We start from the raw sequence: 25,784 nt of genomic DNA, 5'->3' as shown, positions 1-25,784 counted from the left end.
AATCCTCGTGTCGGCGGTTCGATTCCGTCCCGAGCCACTCTCAGGATATTAAGTGGGCCCACTTAATATCCTTTTTATTTGTGTAATTTTACAAAAGCGGGTAGTTATTTTAAAATAGAATGAGGAGCCTCTAGCAGTTGAAGCTAGAGGTTTTTCTATAGATCGTATAGGATTCCGTGTAAAAGTGGATCATACATGAGTCTGTGAGAATAGAGGAGAAAGTACTTAAGCAAAAGATGCGGTCATATAGGGACATACTATGTAGACATCAATGTGTTTAGGGATATTGACCATATTTTTATAAGGAGGAAATAGACGATGATGGGAAAGAAAATTTTAGTAGTTGATGATGAAAAGCCGATTGCGGATATTTTGAAGTTCAACCTAGAAAAAGAAGGTTTTGAAATTGTAATGGCGCATGATGGTGATGAAGCGATTGAAAAAGCGAATGAAGAACAGCCAGATATGGTTTTATTAGATATTATGCTACCAGGTAAAGATGGCTTAGAGGTTTGCCGTGAAATACGTAAAAGCTCAGAAATGCCAATTATTATGCTTACAGCAAAAGATTCTGAAATTGATAAAGTATTAGGGCTTGAGCTTGGGGCAGATGATTATGTAACGAAGCCGTTTAGTACGAGGGAATTACTTGCTCGCGTGAAGGCGAACTTACGCCGCCATCAGCAAGGTGGTGCTGCAGAAAAAGAAGAAAATACAGAAATGGTTATTGGACCAATTGTTATTAATCCAAATGCCTATAGTGTAACGAAGCGTGAAGAAAATATTGAGCTTACACATCGTGAATTTGAATTACTACATTATTTAGCTAAACATTTAGGACAGGTCATGACACGTGAACATTTATTACAAACAGTTTGGGGTTATGACTATTTTGGAGATGTTCGTACAGTAGACGTAACAGTACGTCGTTTACGTGAAAAAATTGAAGATAATCCAAGTCATCCTACTTTAATTGTAACTAGACGTGGAGTAGGGTATTACTTGCGTGACCCAGAGCAGGAATAGTATATGAAGAAAGTTGGTTTTTTTCAATCTATTCATTTAAAATTTGTACTCATATATATGCTATTAATATTGATAGCTATGCAGGTTATTGGGGTATATTTCGTAAGAGAGTTAGAAAAGAGTCTTGTACAAGGTTTTAGAGATTCTTTAACGCAGCAAACGAACTTATTAGCATATAACTTGAAACAAGAGTTTAAAAAAAGTTATACAAAAGCAGAAACAGAGTCAACAGATGAAACGATTAAAACTTCAATTCGAAAATTTGCCTCTGATCGAAAGAAAGATATTCAAGAGGTCAGTGTATTTGATTCGCATAGAAAGTTACTAGCTATTTCAGATGAATCGAAGCAAAATAAGGTGAATAGAACCTCAACTGATATAGCTGTTCAGCGGGTATTGGTGCAAAAAAAGCCTGAAGTAAAAATTGAGAAAGATGGTCGCACGGGCCATCGTGTTCAAGTTATGATTACTCCTATTCTGGATGATAACAACAAAGATGCACTTGGTGTTATTTATGTTGTTGCATCTATGGAAGATGTTTATAAGCAGATGAAGGATATTAATCAAATTTTTGCAACGGGAACCGTTATTGCATTGCTCGTAACAGCTGTACTTGGAATTTTGTTGGCTCAAACTATTACGAGACCAATTTCAGATATGCGAAGACAAGCAATTGAAATGGCAAAAGGAAACTATTCGAGAAAAGTAAAAGTGCATAGCCATGATGAAATTGGACAACTAGCATTATCTTTCAATAATTTATCAAAAAAATTACAACAAGCCCGTTCTTCAACAGAAAGTGAAAGACGTAAATTATCATCCGTTTTATCACATATGACAGACGGAGTAATTGCTACTGACCGAAAAGGAGATATTATTTTATTAAATGATCCTGCGGAAAAAATGCTAAATGTTTCGCGTGAAACAGCGCTCGATCAATCTGTTTTAGAAGTATTAGGGATACAAGAAGAGTTTACGCTTGATCATTTATACGAAGAACCAGACTCGGTTTTATTAGATTTTAGTACAAGAAATGAACCTTATATTTTACGTGCTAGTTTCTCGGTTATTCAAAAAGAGACTGGGAAGGCAAATGGTTTAATTGCTGTATTATACGATGTAACAGAGCAGGAGCGTATAGAGCGAGAACGTCGTGAGTTTGTGGCGAACGTCTCTCATGAATTAAGAACACCATTAACAACAATGCGTAGTTACTTAGAGGCGCTTACGGATGGGGCATGGCAAGATCCGAATATTGCACCACAATTTTTAACAGTTACACAAGAAGAAACAGAAAGAATGATTAGACTTGTAAATGCGTTGTTGCAACTATCTAAACTCGATAGTACAGAACATCGTTTAATGAAAGAATGGGTCGACTTTACTGACTTCTTTAATAACGTTATTGATCGATTTGAAATGTCTAAAGAGCAAAATGTAAGTTTCAAGCGATCTTTCTCGAAAAAGTCTCGATTTATTGATATGGATACGGACAAAATTACTCAAGTGTTGTATAACATTATTTCTAATGCATTAAAGTATTCACCAGAAGGTGGAACGGTAACATATCGCTTACGTGATCGTGGTGATTTATTAGAGATTAGTGTAAGTGATCAAGGAATGGGTATTCCGAAAGAAAACGTTGATAAAATCTTTGAACGCTTTTATCGCGTAGATAAAGCACGTTCAAGACAAATGGGTGGTACAGGACTTGGATTAGCGATTGCGAAAGAAATGATTGAGGCACATGGTGGTTCGATTTGGGCGAAAAGTGAGGAAGGAAAAGGGACGACTATTTACTTCACATTGCCGATGGCAGCGGATGAAGAGGACGATTGGGAATGAGTATGGAAAACTTTAAAACGATAGTTTTAATTAATTTAGTTGTAATTAGTCTATTCCTTACTTTTAACTTATGGACATATGTGCCAGACTCCACTTCCATGCAAAATGCAAAATTTGTGCAGGGTAATGAAGGAACCAGTCAAACGAAAATTTCCGATGTAATCCGTCCCACTTCTATCATTGTGCATAAAGATAAAAATCATTATGGGAGCAAAAAAGAGGAAGATATAGAGTCAATCTATAGACCTTTGGAAACAGGAGAGTTACATGATTTTAGAGAAATCTCGGTTGCTAAGGGTGATTTCCTTTCTTATGTACATGGTGAAGGGAAAATTGAGCTTCTTTTTCCTACCAATATCCCATTTGATGCAGTCAAATCTATGTTTAATCTGAAAGAAAAAAGTATAGATAAGCCTAAACATTTTAATCGTATTATTCTTGATCCTTCTCGAAGTAGGGATCAGGAAATTAAAATTAACTTTGTGTCTTATGACGATAACTTTAGAATATATGAAGCAAAATTAAGTGGTGTGTATTTAAAAGATATTGTTAATGCACAAAATCAATTTATAGTATCAGCAAAACCATATTTTGATTATCAAATTAATGATATGAAAAAGTTGTTTTTGCCAGATGGAACGACAGAATTAAATAATATCACATATATTTCATCTAATTTAGCGGTGGATACATTTAAAAATGCTCTTTTTAGCGATCCGCGTTATTTGAGTCCTATTACAGAGGAATCGAAAGAAACATTTACAGATGGTATTAGATCCATGGAGATTGAACACGATCATCACATGCTAAAGTATAAAAACTCTTCTGTATCAAATGAGAAACCTATAGATAATTTAATGCTTTTACAAAAAAGTTTTGAATTTGTGAGTGGTCACAGTGGGAGCTTGGATTCATATCGTTTAGATTATGTGAATAAAGGACAGACAGTGTTTCGTTTGCATGAAGATGGATATTCCGTATTCAATACGGATGGATTAGCTGAATTAAGACAAGTATGGGGATCAGAAGAAGTGATGGAATATGAAAGACCGTTGCTATCTTTAAATACGAAGGGCATAGAACAGAATGTTACCCTTCCATCAGGTCACGTTGTGATAGCATCCTTAGAAAAGAATACAGAGATAAATAAACAATTAATTAAAGACATTGGTATTGGGTACAAGTTATCACTAGATGGGCAAGTAGTTCGATTACAGCCAATTTGGTATGTAAAGCTTGCTGAAGATGAGGCTGGTAAACAAAAAATATATGAGTGGAGTGAGGGAGGACTAAATGGATTGGGATCGGATTAAAACCATATTTATTGTGACCTTTTTTGTTTTGGACCTCTTTCTCATTTTTCAATTCATTCAAAAGCAAGATAGTAATCAATTGGAGCTTATTGCAGAAACAAAAATAGATCAAGAATTAAAAGCAAACAAAATTACTATGGGTAATTTCCCTAAAGAACCGAAAAAAGAGTCGTTTATTAGGGCGGAAAACAAGGCCTTTAAAGAAGAAGATATACAGTCTTTAAAAAATCAAACGGCGCATATGCAAAATATGTACAAGATAGAAAGTAAGTTAAAAGAACCTTTTTTAAATACAAAATCATTATCAAAAGATAAGTATAATGAATTTTTGAAGAACTATGTATTAGATGGACAAAAGTATGAGTTTGGAGTGATGAAAGACTCTAAAATTTACTTCTTCCAAAAATATAAAGATAAGCCTATTTTCTATAACGATCAGGCAATGATTGTTGTGGAATTAAATGAAAAAAATGAACTTGTATCGTACACACAGACGATGCTAACGGATTTAAAAGAAATGGGCGAAAGTGAGAAAACGAAACAGCAAGAAATTATTACTGCCCAAACGGCTTTAGAAAATTTGTATTTAAAAAATAAAGTTCATGGTAATACGCATGTAAAAGAAGCGCAAATCGGTTATGCCACCCTTACCGCATCTACTTCTAATAACCAAGTGCTCGCTCCTACATGGAATTTAAAAACGGATCAGAAGCAGGATTTCTTTGTGAATGCGATTGAAGGACAGGTTATGGAATTAGGGGAAAAGGAAAATCAAGTGGTTGATGAACATACTGGAGTGAGAAAGAATGGGGTTGCATTTTAGCGTACTTGCAAGTGGAAGTACAGGGAATATGCTATATGTAGGAACAGATGAAAAAAAATTACTTGTCGATGCAGGTTTAAGTGGTAAAGCTACAGAGGCTTTATTTAAACAAGCTGAACTGAATATAAATGACATATCAGGCATCCTAGTAACGCATGAGCATAGTGATCATATTAAGGGATTAGGTGTATTGGCGCGTAAATATGATTTACCTGTTTATGCGAACGAGAAAACATGGAATGCAATGGAACATTTAATAGGAAATATCCCAACTGAGCAAAAGTTCATTTTCTCAGTTGGGGATGTGAAAACATTTGGTGATATTGAAGTTGAGTCATTTGGCGTTTCTCATGATGCGGCAGAGCCGATGTTTTATGCTTTTCATAACAATAATAGAAAGTTAGCCCTTATTACAGATACAGGATACGTCAGTGACCGTATGAAAGGTGTTATTAAGGGAGCGAATGCTTTCGTATTTGAAAGTAATCATGATGTGGAAATGCTTCGTATGGGGCGTTATCCGTGGAGCATCAAGCGACGTATTTTAAGCGATGTGGGGCACGTTTGTAATGAGGATGCTGCATTAGCTATGGCGGATGTAATTACAGATGAGACAAAACATATTTATTTAGCACATTTAAGTTTAGATAATAATATGAAAGAGCTAGCTCGCATGTCAGTATCGCAAGTACTGGAGGAAAAGGGGTTTGGAGTAGGAGAATCCTTTGAAATTCACGATACAGATCCAAAAATGCCTACAAAAATTCAATACGTATAATTCTTCATTTTAGTAAACAATAAAGGTGAATATAGTTGTTTTCAGGAAGATGGGTGAACAAATATGTCCTTTATTGATGAAGAAAAATATCGTATAAAACGTGCAGGGAAAAAGAAGCGAAAAGGTATTGTTATTTCTAGCATAGCGGGAACAATTGTTGGAGCTTCATTGTTTGCATTTGGAGCTCCTTTATTTTCAAACAATACGGGATCGCTCCCGCAAGCGGAAGCAAGCGGAAGTAATATGGCTGAAGCTCAAGGGATTAAACAGATTAGCTTTGTGGATGCTGTTGATCGGGCTTCTGAAGCTGTTGTCGGTGTGATTAATATTCAACGAGATGATTTTTCAGAAGCGGATTCTGAAGCTGGTACAGGATCTGGTGTCATTTATAAGAAGACTGGTGATCGTGCTTACATTGTAACAAATAACCATGTTGTTGCTGGAGCGAATCGTATTGAAGTGAGCCTAAGTGACGGCAAAAAAGTTTCAGCAAAAGTATTAGGAACCGATGTAGTCACAGATTTAGCTGTATTAGAAATAGATGCGAAGTATGTGAAAAAAGTAATTGAAATTGGAGATTCTAATACTGTTCGCAGAGGAGAACCGGTTATTGCGATCGGAAACCCGCTCGGACTACAATTTTCTGGGACTGTTACACAAGGTATTATTTCAGCTAGTGAACGCATTGTTCCGGTAGATTTGGATCAAGATGGTCATTACGATTGGCAAGTAGAAGTATTGCAAACAGATGCAGCGATTAATCCAGGTAATAGTGGGGGCGCGCTTATAAATGCAGCGGGGCAATTAATTGGTATTAACTCAATGAAAATTGCGGCAAAAGAAGTAGAAGGAATTGGACTAGCAATTCCGGTTACTAGAGCTGTTCCAATTATGAATGAACTTGAGAAGTACGGAAAAGTAAGAAGACCTTATGTTGGAATTGAACTTAGGTCATTAAATGAAATTCCGAGCTATCATTGGTCGAAAACATTACAGTTACCAGGAAATGTGAAGGAGGGCGTTTGCATTTTAGATGTGAAAAGTCCTTCGCCAGGTGCAGAAGCTGGTTTACGAGAGCATGATGTTATCGTGGCGGTAGATGGAAAACCGATCCGCGATATTATTGGGTTCCGCACGGCCTTATATGATAAGAAAATTAATGATAAAATGACTCTGACGTTTTATCGTGGTACAAAACGAGCAACAACAACAGTGAAGTTAGGCATTCAAAAGTATTAAAAACAGGAGGGCTTACCTCCTGTTTTCTATTGTAGAAAAGTGAGGTGAAGAATATGAATTTACCTTGTTGTTTAGAACATGTGGAATTAGCGCTGGATATTATTGTGGATGAATGTGAAGTTGCACCGGTTATCAACAATGTGGATAACTCTGAAAAAGAGAAAAAAACATGTGAATTTTGTCAAAATGAGGCGACATATGTTGTATCGAACACAGATTCTCACACAATATGTGGGTAACAATTGTGGATATGTGGATAAGTTATGTGGATAACATGTTTGTAAGGTGGGGAATACGTGTGAATATCTCGATTATTTCAATTGGAAAATTAAAAGAAAAATATTTAAAACAAGGTATAGCAGAATACTTAAAACGATTATCTGCATACGCAAAAGTAGAGGTAATTGAATTACCAGATGAGAAGGCACCAGAAAATTTAAGTGAAGCTGAAATGCTAATTGTAAAGGAAAAAGAAGGTATACGTATACTGGATAAAATTTCTGATGATACGCATGTCATTGCGTTAGCGATAGAAGGAAAACAAAAATCATCAGAAGAATTTGCGGTAAGTCTAGATCGTCTTGCTACATATGGAAAGAGTAAAGTGGCATTTGTAATTGGTGGATCACTTGGACTAAGTTCAGAAGTAATGAAGCGTTCAAATGAGTCACTTTCTTTTTCAAAGATGACATTACCACACCAATTAATGCGATTAGTATTGCTTGAGCAAGTGTATAGAGCATTTCGTATTAATCGTGGAGAACCGTATCATAAATAAAATTGCCTTTTGTATATAAAAAGAGTAAAAAAGACCATTGGACAAAAATCACCGATGGTCTTTTGAACATTAATAGGCTGTATGTAGATTTCCTAAAATAAGTATGTTTCTATTTCTAAAAAAATATGCTGTAATATGAAGAGGAAAAATTATAAGTAGTCATAGAAGTGAGGAGTTAAAGGTGAAGAAGTTTAAAAAGTTTTACTTGGAGATTACGAGCGTATGTAATCTTGCGTGCAGCTTTTGTCCGCCGACGGAAAGGCAGAAGCAGTTCATTTCTGTGGAGGATTTTGCTAAAAGATTAGACCAAATTAAACCTCATACAGACTACATTTATTTGCACGTGAAGGGTGAGCCATTGCTGCATCCGAAAATAGACCAGTTATTAGATTTAAGCCATGAAAAAGGGTTTAAAGTTAATATTACAACGAACGGAACGTTAATTAATAAGAGAAGGCATAGACTGTTAAATAAGCCTGCTCTAAGACAAATGAATTTTTCACTGCACAGTTTTGATGGACACCCAGGGTCACAAGACAAAGAAGGATATGTAAGAAGTATACTTTCTTTCATTAGAGAGGCGACTAGCCAATCGGATCTAATCGTTTCATTAAGGTTATGGAATTTAACGCAGGATAATAAAACAAATGCTGAAATTCAGAAAAATAGAGATTTATTATCTATAATTGAAAATGAATTTGATCTGCCTTATCAAATTGAAGAGAAGCTTACTCCGGGAAAAGGTATAAAAATTGCGGAACGCGTCTTTATTAATCAGGACTATGAATTCCAGTGGCCGGCATTACATGAGGAAGAGGATGATGGAAAAGGATTCTGTCATGGTCTTCGAAATCAAGCGGGTATTTTAGCGAATGGAACAGTTATTCCTTGTTGCTTAGATGGTGAAGGAATTATTAATCTTGGCAATATTAATAGTGATTCATTTTCTAACATTATAGAAGGTGAAAGAGCACAAAATATTGTAGATGGATTTTCGAAGAGAGTTGCAGTCGAAGAGCTATGTAGGAAATGTGGATACCGAAAAAGATTTGGGAAGTAAATATAGGATAAGCCCTCGTAAAGCGAGGGCTTATTTTTATTCTTGGTAAGAACGTTCTAATTCATCAATTAAGGAACCGACGTAAGAAACGGCTTTACGGATTGCATCTGGTTTGGACATATCTACTCCAGCATGGTTCATTAATTCGAGTGGTTTCATCGTACCGCCAGCGCGAAGCACATCTAACCAGCGATCAACAGCAGGTTGTCCTTCTTCTTTAATCATTTGGGCTACTGCAGTCGATACAGTGAGACCTGCAGAATATGTGTAAGAATATAATCCCATATAATAATGAGGTTGACGCATCCAAGTTAAGCCAGCCCCTTCATCAATTTCTACAGAATCTCCCCAGAATGTAGAAAGGACATTTGTTTTTACTTCGGTTAAAGTTGTTGCTGTAAGTGCTTGTCCTTCTTCTGCTAGGGTATATACTCTTCTTTGGTATTCTCCCTCAAGTAGATGGGTAACGAAATTATGGTAATATGTGCCGAGTAGTTGTAGAATGATCCATCTGCGCATTCTCTTATCTTTGGTTGTTGTAAGTAAATGTTGTGCTAGTAATAATTCATTCATCGTTGATGGTGCTTCAACAAAGTACATAGATGGACGTACATTCATAACACGCTGGTTTTTATTTGCTAAATAAAAATGACCAGCATGTCCGAATTCATGTGCTAATGTGAAGCACCCGCGCATTGTATTTTGCCATGTAATTAAAATGTAAGGGTGAGAACCGTATGGGCTTGAACAAAATGCACCTGTTGATTTTCCTACATTATCTGCAAGATCTACCCATCTTTCTTTGAAACCTTTTTCGATTATGGAACTATATTCATCGCCTAATACTTTTAAAGAATCTTGAATGAGTTTGCCTGCTTCTTCGTAAGTAATTGCTGGATTAAATTCGGGATCTAAAGGTGCATGTAAGTCGCAGAAAAGCATTTGATCGAGCCCTAATACTTTCTTTTTTAAATCTGCAAAACGACGCATATGAGGTGCTAATTCGTTATAAATAATATCTAGTTGATTGTTATACATTTCAAGTGGAACTTTTTGAGGTTCTAAAAGCATATGAGTAACGGATTCATATTTGCGTAAACGAGAAAGAGTCACTTGTTTTTTTACTTCAGTAGCATATGTTGTGGCAACTGTATTTTTATATCGTTTCAAAGTGGAGACAAATGATGAATATGCTTTTCTACGTATATATGCGCTTGGAGAAAATTCATATTTGCTTTCAAATAATGCAAAGGATACAGGCAGATCATTTCCTTGTTCGTCTTGTATAGAATTAAAGTCCATATCAGCTAATTTAGTCATGCCGTAAATTTTGTAGGGAGAACTATGAACTTCACCTAGTGCAGCAAGTGCTTCTTCTGTTTCAGGTGAAAGAGTGTGCTGTCTTTTGCTCAGCACTTCTAGTAACGATTTACGGAAAGGTTCGAGTTTTATTTCTTCATTTAAATATTTTTCAATCAATCCCTCTTCAAATGAAAGAATTTCATTATGAATAAAAGAAAGTGCGGTATGAACTTGTGTTCCTAAATCAGAAATCTTAGAAGAGTTCGCTTGAATAACTGGATTTGTACGATCAGCAGATTCTTTTAAATTGGCGTATGAACTCAGTTTTATTAACTGTATTAAAAGTGTTTCCTCTAAAAGTAGGCAATTTAATAAAGTAGTGGAACTAGTATGTAAGTGTCCTTTAAATGAATCGAGTTTCTGTACATCACTTTCCAATACGTGTAATGCAGCATGCCATTCGTCATCGGACTTATACAAATCGGAAAGATCCCATGTTAGTTCAATAGGAATTTCTGCACGAATAAGGCGTTTTTCGATTACATGTTTCATTTATTATAGCCCCCTTATTTTAACTATCTAAAAATATGATACTAGAAAATTCAGTTAAATAAAAATATTTAATGTTTTTATACATGAAAAGAAGGCCAAGCATAACAAATGCTTGGCCTTCGAGTTAAATTTGAAAATTAATATACTTTGTCACCGTTGAAAATAGAGTTTTTCACGACAACATAATCTACAGTACGGATAGCGTCTAATTTTGTTCCACCAGCGTAAGAGATAGAAGATTGAAGATCTTGTTCCATTTCGATTAAAGTGTCTTCTAAAGAACCTTTATGCTCAACGAACATTTTTTTACCTTCAACGTTTTTCTTCTCACCTTTTTGGAATTCAGAAGCTGAGCCGAAGTACTCTTTATAAAGTTTGCCGTCTTTTTCGATTGTTTCCCCTGGAGACTCTTCATGACCAGCGAATAGAGAACCGACCATAACCATAGTCGCACCAAATCGAATAGATTTAGCTACGTCGCCGTGTGTACGAATACCACCGTCAGCGATAATTGGCTTGCTTGCAGCTTTTGCACACCAGCGAAGTGCAGCTAGTTGCCAACCGCCAGTTCCAAAGCCTGTTTTAATTTTAGTAATACACACTTTACCAGGTCCAATACCAACTTTTGTTGCGTCAGCACCAGCATTTTCTAATTCTCTTACCGCTTCTGGAGTTCCAACGTTTCCAGCGATAACGAAGCTTTCTGGTAGATGTTTTTTAATATGTTGAATCATGTTGATTACAGCATTAGAGTGACCGTGTGCGATATCAATCGTGATGTACTCAGGTGTTAGTTGCTCAGCAGCTAATTGCTGTACGAATTCATACTCGTCCTCTTTCACACCAACGCTAATAGAAGCGATTAATCCACGTGATTGCATATCTTTAATGAATGAGATGCGTTTCTCTGGTTGGAAACGATGCATGATATAGAAGTAATTATTTTCAGCTAAATAAGTTGCAATTCTTTCATCGATAATCGTTTGCATATTTGCAGGTACGACAGGTAATTTAAATTTATGTTTTCCTAAAGTGACAGTTGTGTCACATTCAGAGCGGCTGTTTACAATACATTTTGCAGGAATTAATTGAATATCTTCATAGTCGAATACGTTTTCCATCATTTACACCCCTAAAATACGAATATTTTATTAATTTCGCTTAAAAATGTTCGTCCAAAGGATAATTTACATTATTTTCACGCATAAGTCAAAGGTTTTCATGTTTATATTTAAAAATTTAATTTTATATACGTATGTTATAGGTCCATATGATGAAAATGTGTTTTAACATAACATCATTTGATGTAAAATTATGTTTGGAAAAGAAAAGTTAAATAGGTAAATTTAGGAGGGGCATTAATGAAACGTTTAGTATATATGGATTGGTTGCGTGTATTAGCGACAATAGCAGTTGTTACAATTCACGTTACTGCTGGTTATGTTTCCATGTTAGATACAAATAACGTGTCGCGCTGGATGGCTGGTAACCTTTTTGAATCCATTTCACGTGCCAGTGTTCCAATCTTCGTGATGATTAGTGGAGCTTTATTGTTAAAGGGAACGAAAGATATTCCGATCGGGGAATTTTTACAGAAGCGTGCAAGTAAAGTGATTATACCCTTTATCGCTTGGAGTGCTATATTTTATGCATATGGAGCATATGCAGGGTATTTTCCAGCATCTTTCAAGCAAGGAATAAAACACTTTTTAACGGATACAATTGGGGGACATTTATGGTTCCTATACATGATTGTAGGGATATATTTAATTACACCTCTATTGAAAATCTTTGTGAAGAACGCTAAGAAAAGAGAGATAGAATACTTTTTAATTTTATGGCTATATGCATCCGTTGTAGTTAATTTAGTAAAATATTATTATCCTATCAATTTTAATATTGAATTATTTTACGTTACAAATTATGTAGGATACTTTTTACTTGGTTATTATTTATCTAATTATGATATTTCGAAAAAATGGAGAAATATTTCCTATATTGGAGGACTTGTAGGATTTATTAGTACATTCTTTATTACATATCACTATACGGTAAAAGCGAATGGACAGTTAGATCAGTTCTGGTACGGATATTTTGCGCCAGGTGTTGTACTTATGGCAATTGGACTATTTGTATTTTTCAAATATGCTTTCCAAAACTCAGAACGAGAATTACCATTCGTATTACGCTTTATAAATCAAGCGAGCCTTGGAATCTATATTCTCCACTTCTTCTTATTAAATAACTATCTGTACATCATTTTTCCTAAGGTAAATGAACGTGTGCATGCAATATTAGCAATACCAATTAATGTAACAATTACAATTGTTCTTAGCATGGTGATTACATTAGTGTTGCAAAGGATACCTGTTGTAAAAAGATTAGTTCCGTAAAAATTAATATGATGTAGATGGGGCAGACTTATTATTAAGACTGCCCTTTACTATTTTTAAATTATACTTAGATAAATTGTGACTTAAATGAATTAAAAACAATAGTATTGCGGTATAATGCAACGTGAGGCATAAAGAATATAATTATTTAAATTTAAAATCAAATGAGGTTAATATATGAGTAAAAAGAGCTTTAGTAATTATGCATTAAATAAAGAAATAGTACGAGCATTGACTGGTTTAGGATATGAGCATCCAACAGAAGTGCAAGGAGAGGTTATTCCAGTTGCATTGCAAAAGAAGGATCTTGTTGTAAAATCGCAAACTGGAAGTGGAAAAACGGCTTCGTTCGGTATACCACTTTGTGAAATGGTAGAGTGGGAAGAGAATAAACCACAAGCATTAGTTTTAACACCAACGAGAGAACTTGCTGTTCAAGTAAAAGAAGATATTACGAATATAGGTCGATTCAAAAGAATTAAGGCTGCCGCAGTTTATGGGAAATCTCCATTTGCGCGTCAAAAATTAGAGTTAAAGCAAAAAACACATATTGTAGTGGGTACTCCTGGTCGTGTATTAGATCATATTGAAAAAGGTACGCTTTCTTTAGAGCGTCTAAAGTACTTAGTTATCGATGAAGCAGATGAAATGCTAAATATGGGGTTTATTGATCAAGTAGAAGCAATTATTGATGAATTACCTACAAAGCGAATGACAATGCTATTTTCAGCAACGCTTCCAGAAGATGTTGAAAAGTTGTCTCGTACATATATGAATTCACCAACGCATATTGAAATTAAGGCAGCTGGGATTACAACAGATAAAATTGAACATACCCTTTTTGAAGTGAGCGAAGAAGAGAAGCTTTCACTTCTTAAAGATGTAACAACAATTGAAAATCCAGACAGCTGCATTATTTTTTGCCGTACACAAGAAAACGTAGATCATGTATATAGACAGTTAAAACGAGTGAATTACCCTTGTGACAAAATACATGGTGGTATGGTGCAAGAAGATCGTTTTGAAGTAATGGATGATTTTAGAAAAGGAAAGTTCCGTTATTTAGTAGCAACGGATGTAGCTGCGAGAGGTATTGATATTGATAATATTACACATGTTATTAATTACGATATTCCATTAGAAAAAGAAAGTTATGTACATCGTACTGGAAGAACAGGACGAGCTGGTAAGAAAGGAAAAGCTATTACATTTATTACGCCGTATGAAAATAGATTTTTAGAAGAAATTGAGACGTACATCGGATTTGCAATTCCGAAAGCACAAGCACCTTCAAAAGAAGAAGTGATGAAAGGCAAGGCTGTATTTGAAGAAAAAATACATGCTAAACCAATGATAAAGAAGGATAAAAATGCTGATATAAATAAAGGAATTATGAAATTGTACTTTAATGGCGGGAAGAAAAAGAAAATTAGGGCTGTAGATTTCGTCGGTACAATTGCTAAAATTCAAGGTGTTTCGGCTGAAGATATAGGTATTATTACAATCCAAGATAATGTTTCGTACGTTGAGATATTAAATGGAAAAGGATCACTTGTTTTAAAGGTCATGAAGAATACAACAATAAAAGGTAAACAATTAAAAGTTCATGAGGCGATTAAATAGGAGAAACTATCCACTGTAAAGGTGGATAGTTTTTTTGAAACTTCATTAGAGTGGACGATTTGAAAGGACTTTACATAACGCGTTATTGACGATTGTTTTTTTGTATGTTAGTATATTCATTTGATTTTTTCTGCCATTGAATGGGAAAATTGTTAATTCGTTTAGAGGGATATTTTTATATAAGTAAATCAATTTTTAATTCAATTGTTGTAAGTTATAAAAAGTAAGGACGGTGTTTGATTAATGAGTTTTACTCGAGATAGGTGGAGTTTAAATTGGCTTCATTTTTATTTGATTGTAGTAGTTGTTGCATCTCTTTTATTACGTATATATTTAGCGTTTCATTTAGAAGGTTATGAACGAGATCAACTCTTTTTCGTAGACTGGATGAATACTGTAGGTAAGTATGGACTAGGTGATGTGTACGCGCATGGGGATTTAGTAAACTATCCACCATTTTTCTTAGCTATATTAGGTGTTTACGGAGCGATATTGTCATTTTTTAATATATCTGTCGAAGCGGCGGGTGTTTTAATTAGAGTGCCATCCATTTTATTTGAAGTGATAGCTATAATTATTTTTGCTATAGCTTCAAAAAGAATAGGTAATCCCATTGTGAGAGCGGCGTTAGTAACATTTTTTGCATTTAGTCCTGCTGTTATAGTGGATGGGACTATATGGGGTCAAGTAGATATGCTGCATAGTATATTGATGGTGAGTTCCCTTTTATTACTTATGTCTAAGCCGACTTGGTCTGGTGCTATTTATGCTGTAGCATTACTAGCTAAATTTCAATCAATTGTAATTGCACCTGTATTTGTTATGTATTTCTTAAAAGTAATATGGGAGAAAAGAGAAGGGAAGGAATTGGCTAAGTTTGTAATAGGATTCTGTATACCTTTATTAATATTTAGTTTATATTTTGCAGCTCATGGAACATTTAGTATGATGTTAGATCAAGCGTATTTAGATGCAGTCGGTACGTTCCCAACAGTAACCGTATTTGCCATGAATATTTGGTATTATGCAATTGGTACTACCCCTGATACAGTGGATACTATTCAAATCTTACCGTATATTACTTTGAAAACAGTAGGGTTAATACTCTTGTCTATCGCTTCAGCATTAATGTGCTTGTATGTCTTTTTCCATCGCCAAATGAATACAGCAATTTTATTGAAGGCCGCGACTTTTATAAGTTTCGCATTCTTTATGTTACCTACACAAATGCATGAAAGATATTCTTTCCCAGCATTAGTATTCGTGATCTTTTTACTGTTGTATGACATGAAGTGGACAGGAATAGCGTTAGGATTATCAGTAACAATATTTTTAAATATAGGAACGGTTTTATATGCGGGCGCTAATACGAATACAGGAATGTTTATTGTTATAATGAATGTTTGTATTTTTTATTCTATGTGTAAATTATTATTCAAAGAGTATTATGATCGCTTTGAATCGTTGTTAGAGAGACAGTAAAAGCATAATACTTGGAATAGCTACATGTATGAGTTATTAAAATCTAGTAATTACTTCAATAGATAATGCGAGATAAAATAAAACGCTACCTAATTGTTAGGTAGCGTTTTTATCGTTAGTAAGATCCTTTTAAATCATCAATTAACTTCTCAGCTAAGCGTCTATACATATTACTCATAGTTACGAAAGATGTTAGTAATAAAAATTGCTCTAAGTTTGGATCTTCCAAGGAAGAGATGTCGCTTACTTCTGAAACACGATTATTTACGTCTTGTTTAAAGCCCTCAACATTGATTTTAGTAAGAGCGAGATAATCCTTATATAGTGTATCTAATTCAAAGGTATCATCATTTAATAATGATTCATTTATATTTTCTAAGGAGCTTTTAATGTCGTTAATAGAGAGGGCTCCTTTTAATTGATAAATTAAGCTGATTAAAATCATATGCTCTTTTGAGTATTTTTTATTTTTGATTGGAATGAATAATTTCCCTTTTGCGTAATTGTTAATCATTGTTTTCGTTAATACTTTTTCATCATCTGTTCTTGTTGTATCCGCATAAGTATTCTCAAATAGTTGAACAACTTGGTCTACATATAAATCGACATTTGGGATATCCTCAAGTTTAATATTTTTTTCTAAATGTAATGATTCAAGTAATTTATTTATATTTTCCACGTAGAACCCCTCACTTTTATAACTTAGTGGAACTTAATGTTTAGTATATCTTTAAATATGGTATTACGAAACAAATGAATTGTAAATGTTGACCTACAAGAACAATGTGTATATAATTACATGTAGTTATCAAAACTACATGTAATTATATGAGGGGTGTTAATATGAATGCTTATGTAAGAGAACCGGTTAATGCATTAACTCATTTAGGAGGAGCTGTATTATCATTTATTGCATTATTAGCTATGCTTGTGAAGGTTTCTGTTAAGATGCCATCTTTCGCGGCAATTACAGCTGTTATTTTATTTGGTATCGGGATGATGGTCCTTTATATGGCGTCAGCTGTGTATCATAGTGTTGTAGCCAGTGAACGTGTTATTTATTTCTTTAGGAAGTTAGATCACTCTATGATCTTTATATTAATTGCAGGTACATATGCACCCTTTTGCTTAATTACATTACACTCGGCAAATGGTTTGCTATTATTTTGTTTAGTTTATGCGACCGCAATTTTTGGTATTATTTTTAAAATGTTTTGGTTTAATTGTCCGAGATGGTTATCAACCGCAATTTATCTTCTGATGGGTTGGTTAATTGTTTTATTCTTTGCACCGCTAGCTGAGAATTTAAGTACAGGAGGTATTACTTTCTTAGTACTTGGAGGGATTTTTTATACAATTGGTGGATTTATTTACGGTGCGAAGCCAAAATGGTTGGAGTTTAAATATATGGGACACCATGAAATTTTTCATGTTTTTGTATTGTTAGGTAGTCTTGCGCATTTTCTAAGTGTATATTGTTACGTAATTTAATATAAAAAAGCCACATAACAAAGATTATGTGGCTTTTTTGATTGTTGAAGTAGAATTGTGTGTTGTACAAAATAAATGTGAGTTTCTGTGTTCGCATAATAAACATGTAACAATAAATACATGGTATAATTTGGTGAATTCATATTAAATATGATATGGGGGACTAGAATTATGGCAGTACTTGTAACAGGTGGAGCAGGATATATTGGTAGTCATACATGCGTAGAATTACTAAATAATGGTTATGAAATTATTGTAATAGATAATTTATCAAACAGTTCAGTGGAGTCTATTCATCGAGTAAAAGAGATAACGGGGAAACAATTCAAATTTTATAAAGAGGATCTTGTAAATTACGAGGCGCTGAATAAAATTTTCGAGGAAAATACAATAGAAGCTGTCATTCATTTTGCAGGTTTGAAAGCTGTAGGAGAATCGGTAGCAAAACCATTAATGTATTATCACAACAACATTATTAGCACATTAGTATTATGTGAAGTGATGCAAAAGCGTAATGTGAAGAAGATGATTTTTAGTTCATCGGCAACAGTATATGGTATTCCAGAAACATCACCAATTACGGAAGAATTTCCATTAAGTGCAACAAATCCATATGGTCAAACAAAATTAATGATTGAACAAATGATGCGTGATGTAGCATTTGCAGATGAAGAGTGGAGCATTGCGTTACTCCGCTATTTCAATCCATTTGGTGCGCATGAAAGTGGACGAATTGGAGAAGATCCGAATGGAATTCCAAATAACTTAATGCCATATGTAACACAAGTAGCGGTAGGTAAGTTAGAAGAATTAAGTGTATTTGGAAACGACTATCCAACGAAAGATGGAACGGGCGTCCGTGATTACATACATGTAGTAGACTTAGCAAATGGCCATGTAAAGGCGCTTGAAAAAGTATTGAATGCAACAGGAGTGGATGCTTATAATCTGGGCACAGGTACAGGGTATAGTGTGTTAGAGATGGTTGAAACTTTTGAAAGGGTTTCAAATAAGAAAATCCCTTATAAAATTACAGATCGTCGCCCTGGTGATGTGGCGGTATGTTTTGCAGATGCATCAAAAGCAAAACGTGAACTAGGATGGGAAGCAAAACGTGGATTAGAAGAAATGAGTGCGGATTCTTGGAAATGGCAGTCAAATAATAAAAATGGTTACGTAGAAGTTTAAGGGATATAAAAAATGACCTTTGTATAAGCAAAAGGTCATTTTTTATATTTATTTTCTATTAAGTTTATTCGCTAATGTAGTAAAGAAAGTTCTCTGTTTTATAGGAACATTTGACTGGCAAAATGTATAGTAATCAATATCTTTAATGTAAGTAAAGAGTCTGGAAATCGCATATAAGAACGTAATAGAAGACCCGATTGCAAAACTAATACCGTAACCATTGAATCCAAACGGAAGTAGCAGGAGACTTAATATTAAGTTTGCAAAAAAGAATAAGGCCGATGTTCGAAAGGCGCCTTTACGATCCTCAAAGTATAGAAGTAGCAACGTAATAACGAGGACCATTCCATTTGCATAAGCCCCGACTATAGTTAGCTGCAAAATAGAGTATTCAAGTGTCGTTTTTCCAGATTGTGAACTAAACATCCATATTATAAAAATAATAAGTAAAGAAAAAATACCTTGATTACGAAGTATACGTTCCATTTCTTGCTTTAAGACAAAGTTCATGGAATCTTTTAATTGTAAAATTGTATTTAATGTTCCTCCATTGTTTACTGAACCGAAGAACTTTTTATATCTTTCATAAAACCTTGTTTCAATGGATACTACAAAGAATATGTAGGTTGGAATAATGCTTAAATATGCCCAGAAAACAGAAGTATCATAAATTTGATGATAAATAAATGTATCTTCAATATTTCCTCGTCCTTCTCCAAACCAAATAACAAAGTTACATATCCAAATACCGATATTGTAAAATAGGCTTGACCAAAACAGTTCCGGATATTTATCTAGATAAGAAAGAAAAGTAAATTGCTCAGTAGCGTCACTGTTTGGGAACATTCGTACAATAACGACACTTAACCATACTAATGTAATGAAAGTACCGATTGTAAAAGAAATTAAAAGCAATAGAGCCGATCCGTGTTCTAATCCGAGTGTGGGATGCCAGTAAGCAATTAGTGCAATTCCAGATAAGGAAAAAATGGAACCAATTAAAAAGGCAAGAGCGATGGATTGATAATCTTTAGCTGCCGTTAAATAAATGGATTGAATCCAAATGATATTTAAAGCTAAAAATAAAAATAACATCACAATTTTATAATAAAAGGCCAATGGTGTGAAAAACGCAAACAACATCCATAAAATAATAGCTAAAAAAAGTGTAATCTTCGTCATTCCTAAAAATGAAGAGAATACTTTATCAGCTTTCTGCTCGTATAAGAGGTCAGCCACATATCTAGTTACGATGAGTTGCAGTGCCCCGTATATAATTTGCGAAAAAATAAAACAGTATGAAATGGAAATGGTGAAAAGCCGCTGTTCTTCAATTGAAATTGAATGGAACAAACTTAAAATATATCGAATAGCTGTTACTGCTAAAATAACAACTAACCAAGGACCTGCTGTAACAAACAACGAAAACCCATAAGCTTTCACCCTTGAAGAATAGTAGTCTTCTTGAAATAATTTTTGTAATCGGAATCCTATGCCTGCCACATTTTTTCGCCTCTTTCTAAGTAAAGCTTACGATAACTTTCAACGACACCTGATAATTGATAGTGCGCTTCAATACGATTTCGGCCATTATCTCCAAATTGTTGAATAGATTCAGGATGACGGTAATACCATTCTAAATAAGTAGCAACTTGTTCAGGAGATACAGGTGGTACCACAAATCCACATTGACCATAGGGATCGCCATCTTGTCCATAAATTAATTCTTTACAAGAACCAACATCCGTAACAACCCATGGTAATCCTGCGGCCATACCTTCTAACATAGCTAGAGGTTGTCCTTCAGATATACTTGTTAATACGAGAATATCCGTTTGTTTTAAGTAATCTTTAATATTCACTCTGCCAGTCATTATTACATAATCTTTTAATCCTAATTGCTGAATTAAATCGCGACATTCTTGGGCGTATTCTGGTTCTTCAGTATCGGGTCCTAGTAGATAAAATATAAAAGGTACACCTTTCTCTACTAATAATTTAGCTGCATAAATCATCGTTTTTACATCTTTAATCGGTACAACGCGTATAATAGCGGAAATAACGAGTTTTTCTGGGTTGTACTTTGATTTACGAAGTCCTACATAATCAGATAGAGTAACTCCATTTGGTATGATTTTTAGTTTATGGGATGGAGCACCTAGTTCTTTTTGATATATACTATTTCGACCGAATAAAGTAATTACATCATCAGCCTGTTCGTATGCCTGGTGAGATAAATGATGGAAGAAGGAAACCCATCTTTTTTTATATTCAATTGGTATCCAAGTTGATTGTAATATTTCTTCTTCACGTTCCCGAGAGTAGATACCGTGTTCAGTTAGCAGAAATGGTATATCAGAATTAGCACTGATTGCCGCACCAAGTAATCCACCATATCCCGTTGATACAGAATGGATAAGGTCTAGTTTTGGGAAATCAATTTGTAAAATTTGAATGATTGGTGTGAACATAGACCTCCACATCCAAAAATAATTTAAGAAAGAGCCACTACTTTTTTCATATATATAGCTCTCTTTAACAATTTCATAAAACTCACGGCTTTCGAAGAAGGAGTGAAGCGTTCCTAACTTTTGTTTATTCCCTAATATACGTAATGCCGCTGTATCGTTAGCTTGAAATGTAAACCATTTTTGAAGGGTTTGCACTTCATCAGTAGTTAAATTCGTTTTTACATGTTTTGAGTCACTTTCTGATTGTAAGGGAATCATAATGATCTCTTTTACATTACTGGGAATCTCATATTGATATTCTTCTTCTGTTTTTATTTGTGGTACGATCGCAAATATGGTGAATTCATGTTCTTTAAATTGTTGGATGATCATTTGTACCCAGCTTGCTACTCCGCCACTGACAAAAGGGTAACTTCCTTCAACGACTAAACCTATTCTCATTTGCTATGCTCCTTTAATTGGAATTGTAGCGTTGGCTTTTTTTAATGTAACGCTATAAATTTGTGAATCTAGTTTTGTAACTGTACCGTACGGGAAAGAACCAGTTTTTAATTTTTTTCCTTCTTCTACACGTATAATCGTTGAAGTGTGGTTTGGTAATCCTTTATATGCAATATGAACAGCATCATCTTCATAAGAAACAGCTAAATCACCAGTTTGATAAATTTTCATGGAAGCAGTTGCTTCGCTTTGGGTCATACTTTCTATATAAGGATATCTTTCACGTATTTCAAAGATTGTTTTTTTATAAGCTTTAAATAATTCTTCCCAAGTTAAGTTACCTGAACGTTTTTCATCAAGAATATCATCGGGATGGACGAAGTGTGAAATAACACCTAAATTTGCAGTAACATCGGTTAAGATGAACTGTTCCTCGTCTGAAATAGCATAACCACTCGTAATGCGCGGGAAGTGATAAATGTTTTTGTTCTGTTTATCTTGCTCGAATTCCTGAATCAAGCTGCCGTTACTGCTACTTCCTATATATAGGGAGGAAACAGTTTCTAGTGTAGGAACACTATCATTTAATACATTTAATCCAGTTGTATTTATAATATTGGATGGTGGTACATAAGTTTTTAATTTTTCATTTGGAAAGAAGTTATATGCGAGCTTTTGTAGAGCATCTAAAGCATTAGCCATATCCTCTTTTGAATTCCATGGAATGTATTCCAGCGATTTGTCTACCGGATCTTTTGGTAATAATAAGGGTTGATGATTATAGCCGTGTATTCCAATCTCTCCGCCTTGAGATAACAATTCCCTTCCAAATAATAAATAGGTATTTCTATTTTTATTAGCGAAATCTTCAAAAGGAGGCCTCACCTTATTTTGATATGTTCCAATTGCAACCCCTGTGTATTTAATATGAAGTTCGTCAGAGATGTCTTTCATATTCTTCCACCAATGTTTTTTATAAAATTCTTCAACAGAAATTTTTTCGGTCGTTAAGTTTTTTAGCTCACCGCTTGGTACGGGTGATGGGAAATCATCGATATACATAATCTCTGCACCAAGTTGTGCTGTAGCAAAAGTAGGGAAAATGGTACCAAGTGATTGGACAAACATCCCTCTACCTAATTTATTATTTAATGCTGTTGTATTCCAATATAAGACTTTTCCATCACCATATTCATTCGTCCAAAGAATCGGAAGGTCTTCGGCTGTTATCCAAGGATCAGTTGTATTCTCATCTAGTGCAATGTCCATTGAGCTATGTGTAAATAGAGAAGAAGAGTTTGAGAGATCTGGATATCCAGGGAATAAAACTTGTTCAAAAGTTAATCCCTTTGCATCTGTGAATCCTCCTTTTTGGTTAATCCCAAATAAGGAGTTCCAGGAAGGATCTGAATCGAGCCGGTTGGCAATAATGAGTCTTCCACCCATCTGTACAAAATTTTGAATATCAGCTTGTGGCAGTTGCGCCATTACTTCACCCGTAATAATGATTCCTGTATAAGGAGAGGGAGTAAGCGTCTTAATTTCATTAGCTGTAATATCCTTATAATGTAGATGGGCGTAATCCATTGCCTTTTTTGTATGGAACGTAACTTGCTCACCTAAATTATTATCCGTTGTTAAAACGTAGAATTGCATTTCTTGACCATTTGGAGTTACATCTTTCGCTGTTACTGCTTTAACAGTATCTGTTTCTTTAGTATTGGGAATAGAAAAAAATTGATAAAAATTATTTGTTCGATATATAAGGATAGAGAAAACTAAGAGAAGTAAAGTAATACTGATGATCCCGATATATATATTAATGCTCTTCTTCAATGTGTATGCCTCCAAACTGCCCTACAAATAATTGATATTTACGTGGTAAAATATGAACTTTTTTTGTAGATGTTAGATTATCAATTAATTTATAAAGTTTGTCCCATAATTGTTGTTCGTAGTATAGTTCTAGTAATCCGACATAACCGTAATATGATTCAGGATTACGGTGGATTAGATGTGAAAATTGTCCTTCGGATTCTACATATTGTTTTTTGTATAGAAGTAGATTTCCGAGCTGGAAAGAGTAGAGCAATTCGTCCGGGAAAAGTTCTATACTTTGCGTAATGAGACTCATAAATTCATTAATTGTTTTCTCTTTCTGTTGATTGGAAAGTAGCCCACTTTCTATATACCTTAAATAATTAGAAACTAATTCTTTTGCAATATCGTTTTGGGGATGTTGCAGAAATTGTTTATTTAAGTATCCAATCTGTTTTTCATAACGTTCATTTAGTAAATTAATCGTAGTTGCAGCATAATGTACAGTTTCAGGATCTTTATGATGAATCGCTTCTTTCAATAATCCACCTTCATTAGAAATAGTGGAAGAACTTAATTGTACAATGAGTTGTTTATGTAACTCTGGCTTATCAATTTCTAATCCGGAAGAAAATGAAATAAGGTCCATATCCTGTTTAGCTGATTCTAAAATATCTTCATAATTATCAACCTGAAAGGACACATAATCAGAATACTGCTGTAACCACCCTGTTTTGGAACGCTTTATATTAAGTAATAACATGATTACTGATACAATAAGCCCAAGGAGTGGGAACAGAAGAGAGATAATTAAGCAAAATTCAATAATTCCTTTTTTATTTTCTGACATTAAACCTTTCGTAAATCGAAATAAGAGAAAAATTAAAATAGCATATATAATATAAAAAAGGAGGAAAATCATTAGAATATCACTCCTTCAGCAGAGAGCGCATTTTGTATACGAGTTTTAACTTGTAATAAAAACTTTTCTTCAGTACCAGGTAATAAAATCATGATTTTTTGATGGACTGTACTATAACTGAAGATATCAATATCACGTAAATGTGTTTTTAAGATTGTATTTATTGCTTGTAAAGAGTCCTGTGACGCATGGAATTCAAAATATGAATATGGATATGATAATGTTTCGTAACGTTTTTGTTCGATTTCTAACAAATGTTCAAATTCGTCTTCATAGTAAATACTCGTGTTAGGGAATGTACGCTCTTCTTGGTTGGATATCCAAATATCGGAAGCGTTTTGTAAACGGTCACCCATCCAGCGTAAATACCATGTGAAGAGTTCAAATTGTTCAGAAGTTATTTTGGAGAATTCAATTTCATCTAAGATAATGATGTATTGTACATTATCTTGGAATAAGACAGGACCAACTAAAAGTGGTGCGTCTTGAAAATCTTCTTCTGTACGGAAAAAAGGTCGATTATGCGCTAACGCATTCTTGATGACTGGTGAAGCGTTTTTAACAAAAATTGATTGAGATAAAGTATTTTCACCAGTTTCTGATCTTAATTTAATACGAAGAGATTGTTTATTGTTATCTACGTGATAGATGCCAATTTTTTTCGCACCAAAATATGTTTTTAATACATTCATGCCTTCATCTAATACAATTTCAGGATGTGTATGATTTAAGGCTTTAAACATATGGTACATTTTAGATAAATGATTGTTTGATTCAAGCACACGAGAACGAAGTGTAATACGTGTTTCATCCAATTGTTTAATAACATACTTTAGCTCTTTATTTTCAGACTGGAGTTCAGTATTTATCATATGTATATCTTCATAACGTTCTTTTTGTGAAGTACTCATTAATCCGCAATATAAACTAACAACAAGCAAGAAAATCCAGCTTATCCAATGATCTGATGAATAGAAGTAAAGTAGTATATCATCACCTTTATATATACCGCTTACAAAAATATAAACTATTGATTCCAGGAATGTGAAAAGTGCAATTGATATACCGTATCGGCTAGAAATAATTAATGTAATAAATAAAAGTATGAAATATTCATGTGTAGACGTAAAAAAATCAGTTAATATTGAGAGAACAAATAGAGCAATAAAGAGAATAGTAGGTTCAATCAATTTCATGAATAAATTGGATTGTTTATAGTGCATAAATAGACCCCTTCTT

The 25,784-nt window shown here is 34.2% G+C and carries 22 protein-coding genes; 14 read left to right on the top strand and 8 right to left on the bottom strand.

Going from position 1 to position 25,784, the window contains the following annotated elements; genetic code table 11:
• Nucleotides 1-318 precede the first annotated feature (318 nt).
• The 9 genes from walR (at nucleotide 319) to BAQ48_RS09530 (ending at nucleotide 8,862) form a co-directional block, all read left to right on the top strand.
• Nucleotides 319-1,026, top strand: coding sequence for a cell wall metabolism DNA-binding response regulator WalR (gene walR, locus BAQ48_RS09570; protein ID WP_000971865.1), 708 nt, complete (start codon nucleotides 319-321; stop codon nucleotides 1,024-1,026).
• Between the two features lie 3 nt (nucleotides 1,027-1,029).
• Nucleotides 1,030-2,871: a cell wall metabolism sensor histidine kinase WalK gene (gene walK, locus BAQ48_RS09565; protein WP_071710886.1), complete on the top strand. Its 1,842-nt coding sequence runs from the start codon at nucleotides 1,030-1,032 to the stop codon at nucleotides 2,869-2,871.
• Complete coding sequence (locus BAQ48_RS09560; RefSeq protein ID WP_071710885.1) at nucleotides 2,868-4,184, top strand: YycH family regulatory protein; 1,317 nt, start codon at nucleotides 2,868-2,870, stop codon at nucleotides 4,182-4,184. The genes walK and BAQ48_RS09560 overlap by 4 nt, the downstream gene beginning before the upstream one ends.
• Complete coding sequence (locus tag BAQ48_RS09555) at nucleotides 4,165-5,007, top strand: two-component system regulatory protein YycI (protein WP_071710884.1); 843 nt, start codon at nucleotides 4,165-4,167, stop codon at nucleotides 5,005-5,007. The genes BAQ48_RS09560 and BAQ48_RS09555 overlap by 20 nt, the downstream gene beginning before the upstream one ends.
• On the top strand, nucleotides 4,991-5,785 hold the full coding sequence (locus BAQ48_RS09550; protein WP_000522832.1) for an MBL fold metallo-hydrolase: 795 nt from the start codon (nucleotides 4,991-4,993) through the stop codon (nucleotides 5,783-5,785). Before BAQ48_RS09555 ends, BAQ48_RS09550 begins: the two co-directional genes overlap by 17 nt.
• 63 nt (nucleotides 5,786-5,848) lie before the next feature.
• A complete protein-coding gene (locus tag BAQ48_RS09545) occupies nucleotides 5,849-7,024 on the top strand; it encodes a S1C family serine protease (protein ID WP_071710883.1) in 1,176 nt (391 codons plus the stop codon).
• A gap of 53 nt (nucleotides 7,025-7,077) precedes the next feature.
• Nucleotides 7,078-7,263, top strand: coding sequence for a CxxH/CxxC protein (locus BAQ48_RS09540; protein WP_001052827.1), 186 nt, complete (start codon nucleotides 7,078-7,080; stop codon nucleotides 7,261-7,263).
• A 59-nt stretch (nucleotides 7,264-7,322) separates the two neighbouring features.
• Nucleotides 7,323-7,802, top strand: a complete 480-nt coding sequence (gene rlmH, locus BAQ48_RS09535; protein ID WP_001027003.1) for a 23S rRNA (pseudouridine(1915)-N(3))-methyltransferase RlmH — start codon at nucleotides 7,323-7,325, stop codon at nucleotides 7,800-7,802.
• Between the two features lie 181 nt (nucleotides 7,803-7,983).
• Nucleotides 7,984-8,862 (top strand): radical SAM/SPASM domain-containing protein, encoded by an 879-nt coding sequence (locus BAQ48_RS09530; RefSeq protein WP_000713627.1) that lies wholly within the window; start codon nucleotides 7,984-7,986, stop codon nucleotides 8,860-8,862.
• 36 nt (nucleotides 8,863-8,898) lie between these two features.
• On the opposite strand, the gene pepF is transcribed toward BAQ48_RS09530, so the two are convergent.
• A complete protein-coding gene (gene pepF / locus BAQ48_RS09525; protein WP_071710882.1) occupies nucleotides 8,899-10,716 on the bottom strand; it encodes an oligoendopeptidase F in 1,818 nt (605 codons plus the stop codon).
• A 137-nt stretch (nucleotides 10,717-10,853) separates the two neighbouring features.
• Nucleotides 10,854-11,837: a GMP reductase gene (guaC, locus tag BAQ48_RS09520; RefSeq protein ID WP_071710881.1), complete on the bottom strand. Its 984-nt coding sequence runs from the start codon at nucleotides 11,835-11,837 to the stop codon at nucleotides 10,854-10,856.
• A 240-nt stretch (nucleotides 11,838-12,077) separates the two neighbouring features.
• On the opposite strand from guaC, the gene BAQ48_RS09515 reads away from it, so the two are divergent.
• From BAQ48_RS09515 to BAQ48_RS09505, 3 genes are all read left to right on the top strand, one after another.
• Nucleotides 12,078-13,109, top strand: coding sequence for an acyltransferase (locus BAQ48_RS09515; protein ID WP_071710880.1), 1,032 nt, complete (start codon nucleotides 12,078-12,080; stop codon nucleotides 13,107-13,109).
• A gap of 177 nt (nucleotides 13,110-13,286) precedes the next feature.
• On the top strand, nucleotides 13,287-14,732 hold the full coding sequence (dbpA, locus tag BAQ48_RS09510; protein WP_071710879.1) for an ATP-dependent RNA helicase DbpA: 1,446 nt from the start codon (nucleotides 13,287-13,289) through the stop codon (nucleotides 14,730-14,732).
• Nucleotides 14,733-14,975: 243 nt separating this feature from the next.
• Nucleotides 14,976-16,214, top strand: coding sequence for a hypothetical protein (locus BAQ48_RS09505; protein ID WP_071710878.1), 1,239 nt, complete (start codon nucleotides 14,976-14,978; stop codon nucleotides 16,212-16,214).
• Between the two features lie 115 nt (nucleotides 16,215-16,329).
• Here BAQ48_RS09505 and BAQ48_RS09500 read toward each other — a convergent pair whose 3' ends face one another.
• On the bottom strand, nucleotides 16,330-16,893 hold the full coding sequence (locus BAQ48_RS09500) for a DUF1836 domain-containing protein (protein ID WP_071710877.1): 564 nt from the start codon (nucleotides 16,891-16,893) through the stop codon (nucleotides 16,330-16,332).
• 164 nt (nucleotides 16,894-17,057) lie between these two features.
• On the opposite strand from BAQ48_RS09500, the gene trhA reads away from it, so the two are divergent.
• A complete protein-coding gene (gene trhA, locus BAQ48_RS09495) occupies nucleotides 17,058-17,705 on the top strand; it encodes a PAQR family membrane homeostasis protein TrhA (protein WP_000995377.1) in 648 nt (215 codons plus the stop codon).
• A gap of 171 nt (nucleotides 17,706-17,876) precedes the next feature.
• The gene (gene galE, locus BAQ48_RS09490; protein ID WP_071710876.1) at nucleotides 17,877-18,893 is read left to right on the top strand and encodes a UDP-glucose 4-epimerase GalE; all 1,017 of its coding nucleotides are present in this window, start codon (nucleotides 17,877-17,879) and stop codon (nucleotides 18,891-18,893) included.
• Nucleotides 18,894-18,941: 48 nt separating this feature from the next.
• Here galE and pelG read toward each other — a convergent pair whose 3' ends face one another.
• The 5 genes from pelG to BAQ48_RS09465 are packed head-to-tail and all read right to left on the bottom strand — an operon-like array spanning nucleotide 18,942 to nucleotide 25,768.
• Nucleotides 18,942-20,396, bottom strand: a complete 1,455-nt coding sequence (gene pelG, locus BAQ48_RS09485; protein WP_071710875.1) for an exopolysaccharide Pel transporter PelG — start codon at nucleotides 20,394-20,396, stop codon at nucleotides 18,942-18,944.
• The gene (pelF, locus tag BAQ48_RS09480; RefSeq protein ID WP_071710874.1) at nucleotides 20,384-21,805 is read right to left on the bottom strand and encodes a GT4 family glycosyltransferase PelF; all 1,422 of its coding nucleotides are present in this window, start codon (nucleotides 21,803-21,805) and stop codon (nucleotides 20,384-20,386) included. Before pelF ends, pelG begins: the two co-directional genes overlap by 13 nt.
• 3 nt (nucleotides 21,806-21,808) lie before the next feature.
• On the bottom strand, nucleotides 21,809-23,641 hold the full coding sequence (locus BAQ48_RS09475; RefSeq protein WP_071710873.1) for a DUF2194 domain-containing protein: 1,833 nt from the start codon (nucleotides 23,639-23,641) through the stop codon (nucleotides 21,809-21,811).
• Entirely contained in the window at nucleotides 23,625-24,545 is a 921-nt protein-coding gene (locus BAQ48_RS09470) for a tetratricopeptide repeat protein (protein WP_071710872.1), read from the bottom strand. The genes BAQ48_RS09475 and BAQ48_RS09470 overlap by 17 nt, the downstream gene beginning before the upstream one ends.
• Nucleotides 24,545-25,768: a GAF domain-containing protein gene (locus BAQ48_RS09465; RefSeq protein WP_071710871.1), complete on the bottom strand. Its 1,224-nt coding sequence runs from the start codon at nucleotides 25,766-25,768 to the stop codon at nucleotides 24,545-24,547. The genes BAQ48_RS09470 and BAQ48_RS09465 overlap by 1 nt, the downstream gene beginning before the upstream one ends.
• Between the last annotated feature and the right edge of the window lie 16 nt (nucleotides 25,769-25,784).

Origin of the sequence: Bacillus luti (assembly GCF_001884105.1) — a bacterium.
Lineage (GTDB): Bacteria > Bacillota > Bacilli > Bacillales > Bacillaceae_G > Bacillus_A > Bacillus_A luti.
The sequence above is the reverse complement of the archived record's forward strand: the minus strand, read 5'-3'. Positions and strand labels throughout refer to the sequence as shown.

What these genes read in the sequence shown, in the direction of transcription:
- guaC (WP_071710881.1), bottom strand. Translation starts at nt 11,837, where the DNA reads ATGGAAAACGTATTCGACTATGAAGATATTCAATTAATTCCTGCAAAA.
- walK (WP_071710886.1), top strand. Translation starts at nt 1,030, where the DNA reads ATGAAGAAAGTTGGTTTTTTTCAATCTATTCATTTAAAATTTGTACTC.
- BAQ48_RS09555 (WP_071710884.1), top strand. Translation starts at nt 4,165, where the DNA reads ATGGATTGGGATCGGATTAAAACCATATTTATTGTGACCTTTTTTGTT.
- BAQ48_RS09540 (WP_001052827.1), top strand. Translation starts at nt 7,078, where the DNA reads ATGAATTTACCTTGTTGTTTAGAACATGTGGAATTAGCGCTGGATATT.
- BAQ48_RS09470 (WP_071710872.1), bottom strand. Translation starts at nt 24,545, where the DNA reads ATGATTTTCCTCCTTTTTTATATTATATATGCTATTTTAATTTTTCTC.
- dbpA (WP_071710879.1), top strand. Translation starts at nt 13,287, where the DNA reads ATGAGTAAAAAGAGCTTTAGTAATTATGCATTAAATAAAGAAATAGTA.
- galE (WP_071710876.1), top strand. Translation starts at nt 17,877, where the DNA reads ATGGCAGTACTTGTAACAGGTGGAGCAGGATATATTGGTAGTCATACA.
- walR (WP_000971865.1), top strand. Translation starts at nt 319, where the DNA reads ATGATGGGAAAGAAAATTTTAGTAGTTGATGATGAAAAGCCGATTGCG.
- trhA (WP_000995377.1), top strand. Translation starts at nt 17,058, where the DNA reads ATGAATGCTTATGTAAGAGAACCGGTTAATGCATTAACTCATTTAGGA.
- BAQ48_RS09465 (WP_071710871.1), bottom strand. Translation starts at nt 25,768, where the DNA reads ATGCACTATAAACAATCCAATTTATTCATGAAATTGATTGAACCTACT.
- BAQ48_RS09545 (WP_071710883.1), top strand. Translation starts at nt 5,849, where the DNA reads ATGTCCTTTATTGATGAAGAAAAATATCGTATAAAACGTGCAGGGAAA.
- BAQ48_RS09560 (WP_071710885.1), top strand. Translation starts at nt 2,868, where the DNA reads ATGAGTATGGAAAACTTTAAAACGATAGTTTTAATTAATTTAGTTGTA.
- pelF (WP_071710874.1), bottom strand. Translation starts at nt 21,805, where the DNA reads ATGAGAATAGGTTTAGTCGTTGAAGGAAGTTACCCTTTTGTCAGTGGC.
- BAQ48_RS09515 (WP_071710880.1), top strand. Translation starts at nt 12,078, where the DNA reads ATGAAACGTTTAGTATATATGGATTGGTTGCGTGTATTAGCGACAATA.
- pepF (WP_071710882.1), bottom strand. Translation starts at nt 10,716, where the DNA reads ATGAAACATGTAATCGAAAAACGCCTTATTCGTGCAGAAATTCCTATT.
- BAQ48_RS09505 (WP_071710878.1), top strand. Translation starts at nt 14,976, where the DNA reads ATGAGTTTTACTCGAGATAGGTGGAGTTTAAATTGGCTTCATTTTTAT.
- BAQ48_RS09550 (WP_000522832.1), top strand. Translation starts at nt 4,991, where the DNA reads ATGGGGTTGCATTTTAGCGTACTTGCAAGTGGAAGTACAGGGAATATG.